This is a genomic window from Microbacterium sp. HMWF026, from assembly GCF_003061325.1.
Classification (GTDB): domain Bacteria; phylum Actinomycetota; class Actinomycetes; order Actinomycetales; family Microbacteriaceae; genus Microbacterium; species Microbacterium testaceum_E.
On sequence record NZ_QAJB01000443.1, the window covers coordinates 1 to 5268 of the forward strand.

Annotated in this window: 3 protein-coding genes; 2 read left to right on the forward strand and 1 reads right to left on the reverse strand. The window is 73.0% G+C overall.

Going from position 1 to position 5268, the window contains the following annotated elements:
- On the forward strand, positions 1 to 1882 hold a 1882-nt coding region (locus DBR36_RS16070), incomplete at its 5' end, for an AMP-binding protein (protein WP_108320708.1).
- Positions 1879 to 2838 (forward strand): NAD(P)-dependent oxidoreductase, encoded by a 960-nt coding sequence (locus DBR36_RS16075; RefSeq protein ID WP_108320709.1) that lies wholly within the window; start codon positions 1879 to 1881, stop codon positions 2836 to 2838. The genes DBR36_RS16070 and DBR36_RS16075, both read left to right, overlap by 4 nt.
- A 287-nt stretch (positions 2839 to 3125) precedes the next feature.
- On the opposite strand, the gene katG is transcribed toward DBR36_RS16075, so the two are convergent.
- Positions 3126 to 5268 (reverse strand): catalase/peroxidase HPI (katG, locus tag DBR36_RS16080; RefSeq protein WP_108320710.1); only part of this gene is annotated, 2143 nt, incomplete at its 5' end.

The following is a 5268-nucleotide window of genomic DNA, read 5'->3' on the forward strand; positions in this document are numbered from 1 at the left end:
CCTCGGCGATCAGGTGCCCGCCCTGCTGCTGCGCGGACCGAAGGACCCCGTCTTCGGCGAGGATCACCTCGACGACCTCACCGAGCGGATGCCGCACGCCGACGTCCACCGCTTCGAGGGCGCCGGGCACCTGATCGCCGAGGAGCGCCCCTACGCCGACGTCGTCCTGGACTGGCTCGACGAGAAGGTGACGGATGCCGCGGCCCCACCGCCGCGCACCCGTCGTTCGTCCCGCACGGCCGCGCCGGCCGCCAAGGACACGGGCCGCCTGTGGGACGCCCTCGTCTCCCGACGGGCCGACGACGACACCGCCGTGATCGACATGAGCACGACCCGTGAAGCCGAGCCGCTGCGGGTGAGCTGGCGTCAGCTGGCCGCGCGCGTCGACGAGATCGCGGCCGGTCTCGACGCGTTCGGCGTCCGCGCGGGCGACCGCGTCTCGCTGCTGGTGCAACCGGGTCCGACGCTGACCGCGGCCCTCTACGCGTGCCTGCGCATCGGCGCCGTGGTGGTCGTGGCCGACCGGGGTCTCGGCATCCGGGGTCTGTCCCGCGCCGTGCGCGGTGCGGTGCCCGACGTGGTCATCGGCGAGACGGCCGGCCTCGCGGCCGCGCGCGCCCTGGGCTGGCCCGGTCGCCGCATCTCGGCGGCGGCGCTTCCGGCCGCGTCGTCCCGCGCCCTGGGCGTCGAGGCGAGTCTGTCCGACCTGGCCCGCGCCGGTCGCGGACGCACCCTGCCCGAGCCGCCCCCCGCCGACGCCGACGCCGCGGTGCTCTTCACCTCGGGCTCGACGGGGCCGGCCAAGGGCGTCGTGTACACGCACGCGCAGCTGATCGCCCTGCGCGACACCCTCGCCGCGCACTTCGGCGTCACCGCCGAGACGGGCCTGGTCACCGGCTTCGCCCCGTTCGCCCTGCTGGGCCCGGCTCTCGGCACCCGCTCGGCGACGCCCGACATGGACGTCTCGGCCCCGCGCACGCTGACCGCGGCCGCGGTCGCCGCGGCGGTGCGCGCCTCGGACGCGCGCATCGTCTTCCTCTCGCCCGCGGCCGTGGCCAACGTGGTCGCGACCTCTGCGGAGCTGACGGATGCCGATCGCGCGGCCCTGGGACGCGTCGAGACGTTCCTGTCCACCGGCGCCCCCGTCAGCGTCGATCTGCTGCGTCGCGCGCAGGCGCTCATGCCGAGCGCCACGGCGCATACGCCCTACGGCATGACCGAGTGCCTGCTGGTGGCGGATGTGACGCTGCCTGAGATCGAGGCCGCGCGGGGCGACCGCGGTGTCTGCGTCGGCCGTCCCCTGGGCACGGGCGAGGTGCGGATCTCCGCCCTCGACGCCCTCGGTCGCGCGAGCGGCGAGCCCACCACCGACACCGGTGTCACGGGCGAGATCGTCATCTCGGCTCCGCACCTCAAGCGCGGGTACTTCCGCCTGCACCTCACCGACCGCGAGGCCCGCCGCGGCCTTGACGAGCGCTGGCACCGCACCGGCGACGTCGGTCATATCGACGCGGACGGGCGCCTGTGGGTCGAGGGCCGCCTCCCCCACGTCATCACCACCGCGGACGGACCGGTCACGCCGGTCGGCGTCGAGCAGGACGTCGAAACCGTCGACGGCGTCTCGCGCGCCGCGGCGGTGGGCGTCGGCCCGGCGGGTCGTCAGGTGGTGGTCGCGGTCGCCGAGACCGGTGACCGCCGCCCGGGGCTGGCATCGCCCGATCTGACCGACGCGGTGCGCGCGGCGACCGCGCAGCGCCTGGCCGCGGTGCTGGTGGTGCCCGCCTTGCCGACGGACATCCGCCACAACTCCAAGATCGACCGCTCCCGCGTCGCGGCCTGGGCCGAGCGCGTCCTCTCGGGCGAGAAGCCGACGGCGCTGTGAAGGTCCTCGTCACCGGCGCGTCCGGGTTCCTCGGCCGGGCCGTCGTCGGCGCGCTGCTCGAGGCCGGCCACACGGTGCGCACGCTGCAGCGTCGCCCCCCGGGCGTCGCCGGCGCCGACGACCGGCGCGGTTCGGTGACGGATCCGGATGCCGTGGCATCCGCCCTCTCGGGAATCGACGGCGTCGTCCACCTGGCCGCGAAGGTCTCGCTGGCCGGGGACCCGGCGGACTTCCGCGAGGTGAACGTCGAGGGCACCCGCACGCTGCTGGACGCCGCCGCCGACGCGGGCGTCACGCGCATCGTGCACGTGTCGTCGCCGTCGGTCGCGCACGCGGGGCACGCCCTCGCCGGGGTCGGAGCCGAACCGGCCGATCCGTCCGCCGCGCACGGCGAGTACGCCCGCACGAAGGCCGAGGCCGAGCTGCTCGCGCTGTCACGGGCGGGCGCTCGCACGGCGCTCGTCGCGATCCGGCCGCACCTGGTGTGGGGACCGGGCGACACGCAGCTCATCGCGCGGGTCGTCGCGCGGGCCCGACGCGGAACGCTGCCGCTGCTGGACGGGGGCACGGCGCTGATCGACTCGACCTACGTCGACAACGCGGCATCCGGGATCGTCGCCGCCCTCGCGCGCGTCGACGACGTGAGCGGTCGCGCCTACGTGCTGACCAACGGCGAACCGCGCCCGGTGGGCGATCTGCTGGCCGGGATCTGCCGCGCCTCGGGCGTGACGCCGCCGCGGTTCAGCGTGCCCGCGGGTCTGGCGAAGGCCGCGGGATCGCTCATCGAGCGCGTGTGGGCGGTGCGCCCGGGCCAGGACGAGCCGCCCATGACCCGCTTTCTCGCCGAGCAGCTGTCGACGTCGCACTGGTTCGATCAGACCGAGATCCGCCGCGACCTGCGCTGGACGCCCGCGGTGTCGATCGACGAGGGCCTGCGCCGCCTCTCGCGCGCCTGACGTTCGTCGCCCGGCGACCCCTCGTCCCCCTTCTGACGGCGCATGTCCCACTTTCGGTCGCCCCGCGCACCCGCAACCGACCAAAAGTGGGACGAGGGGTCCGCTACCCACCCCGGCGACCCCTCGTCCCACTTTTGACGGCGCATGTCCCACAAATGGTCGCCCTACGCACCCGCAACCGACCAAAAGTGGGACGAGGGGTCCGCTGCCCCCGACGACGGAAGGCCCGCTCCCAGAGGGGACGGGCCTTCCGGATGCCGCGACGACCGAGCCGCAGCGAACCGCGCTCAGACCAGGTCGAACCGGTCGAGCTCGGTGACCTTGCGCCACGCGGCCACGAAGTCGCGCACGAACTTCTCCTTCGCGTCGTCCGAGGCGTAGACCTCGGCGAGCGCGCGCAGCTCGGAGTTCGACGAGAACACCAGGTCGACGCGGGTGCCGACGCCGACCTTCTCGCCCGACCCGTCGCGCGTGCCCAGGAACGCGTGCTTGCCGGCATCCAGGGGCTTCCACGTCGTACCCAGGTCGAGCAGGTTCGCGAAGACGTCGTTGGTCAGGGCACCGGGGGTGTCGGTGAAGACGCCCCAATCCGAGCCGTCCCAGTTGGCGCCGATCGCGCGCAGACCGCCGACGAGGACGGTCATCTCGGGCGCGGTGAGGGTCAGCAGGTTGGCCTTGTCGAGCAGCAGGAACTCCGCCGGCAGGCGCGTCTCGCGCGAGGCGTAGTTGCGGAAGCCGTCGGCGATCGGCTCGAGCCAGCGGAACGACTCGATCTCGGTCTGCTCCTGCGACGCGTCGGTGCGGCCCGGGGTGAACGGCACCTCGACCTCGACGCCGCCGGCGAGGGCGGCCTGCTCGACACCCGCGTTGCCCGCGAGCACGATCAGGTCGGCGATCGAGACCTTCTTCTCGCCCTTCGCGTCGAACTCGGCCTTGATGCCCTCGAGGGTCTCGAGCACGGATGCCAGCTGCTCGGGGTTGTTGACCGTCCAGCTCTTCTGCGGCTCGAGGCGGATGCGCGCACCGTTCACGCCACCGCGCTTGTCGCTGCCGCGGAACGTGGATGCCGCGGCCCAGGTCGTCGTGACCAGCTGCTGCACCGAGAGGCCGCTGTCGAGGATCTGCTGCTTGAGGGCGGCGGCATCGTCGGCGTCGATGAGGGCGTGGTCGACGGCGGGGACGGGGTCCTGCCACACCAGCACCTCGGCGGGGACCTCGGAGCCGAGGTAGCGCTCGCGCGGACCCATGTCGCGGTGGGTCAGCTTGAACCACGCGCGGGCGAAGGCGTCCTGGAAGGCTGCGGGGTCCTCGGCGAAGCGACGCGAGATCTTCTCGTAGGCCGGGTCGACGCGGAGGGCCAGGTCGCTGGTGAGCATGCGCGGCTCGCGGCGGCCCGCGGAGTGCGCCTCGGGGACGAGTCCCTCGCCGCCGCCGTTGACCGGACGCCACTGGTGCGCGCCCGCGGGGCTCTGGAAGAGTTCCCACTCGTAGCCGAACAGGATGTGGAAGAACTCGTTGTCCCAGCGGGTGGGGTGATACGTCCAGGTGACCTCGAGGCCGCTGGTGATGGTGTCATCGCCCTTGCCGGTGCCGTGGCTGTTCTTCCAGCCCAGGCCCTGGTCGTTGATGTCGGCGGCCTCGGGGTTGACGCCCACGTGCGAGTCGCTCGCCGCGCCGTGCGTCTTGCCGAAGGTGTGACCACCCGCGATGAGGGCGACGGTCTCTTCGTCGTTCATCGCCATGCGACCGAACGTCTCGCGGATGTCGTTCGCGGACAGCTGCGGGTCGGGGTTGCCGTTGGGACCCTCGGGGTTGACGTAGATCAGACCCATCTGCACCGCGGCGAGCGGACGCTCGAGCTCGCGGTCGCCCGCGTAGCGCTCGTCGCCGAGCCAGGTGGTCTCGGGGCCCCAGTACACGTCGTCGTCGGGCTCCCACACGTCGGTGCGTCCACCGGCGAAGCCGAAGGTGGGGAAGCCCATGTCCTCGAGCGCGACGTTGCCGGCCAGGATCATGAGGTCGGCCCACGAGATCGACTGGCCGTACTTCTTCTTGACGGGCCACAGCAGGCGGCGCGCCTTGTCGAGGTTGACGTTGTCGGGCCAGCTGTTCAGCGGCGCGAAGCGCTGCATGCCCGCACCCGACCCGCCGCGACCGTCGGTCACGCGGTAGGTGCCGGCGCTGTGCCAGGCCATGCGGATCATCAGGGGTCCGTAGTGACCGAAGTCGGCGGGCCACCAGTCCTGCGAGGTCGTCATGACCTGCTGCAGGTCCTTCTTGACGGCGTCGAGGTCGAGGGCCTCGAAGGCCGCGCGGTAGTCGAAGCCCTCGTCCAGCGGGTCGCGCTGGGCGTTGTTCTTGGCGAGGATCTTCACGTTCAGGCTCTCGGGCCACCACACGCGGTTGGCCGATCCCTGGGTCGGGTGGGGC